Origin of the sequence: Spirulina sp. CCY15215 (assembly GCF_016888125.1) — a bacterium.
Taxonomy (GTDB): Bacteria; Cyanobacteriota; Cyanobacteriia; order Cyanobacteriales; family Spirulinaceae; genus CCY15215.
Window position 1 is genome coordinate 1 of the sequence record NZ_JACSWA010000027.1, and the last position, 285, is coordinate 285.

The 285-nt window shown below is 54.7% G+C and carries 1 protein-coding gene; it reads right to left on the minus strand.

The window, feature by feature from the left end:
- The coding region (locus tag JUI58_RS27415) for a filamentous hemagglutinin N-terminal domain-containing protein (RefSeq protein WP_204101734.1) at positions 1–285 on the minus strand (285 nt) is incomplete at both ends.

Below are 285 nucleotides of genomic sequence, written 5' to 3' on the forward strand. Positions count from 1 at the left end.
TTGCCCCTTGGGTGAAGACCCAGCCCGAGGGGTTCATCAGGAATAGGTTTGAGTTGCCTCCTGTGAGTTGGATCAGTCCTTGGATAATGCTGGGGTTTCCTCCCGTGACTCTTCCGACGACGTTGAGGATGTTGGGGTTGGAGAGGAAGTTGGCGATTTCTTGGGGGTTTAAGCCGAATTCCTGAAACGAGTGGAATAAGTTGGCTCCGGCTTGGGTGCCGCCGTTGATATGGTAGGTGTTGCCGTTGTAGTTGATTATTGTCCCGGTGCCGTCGGGGGCTGCTG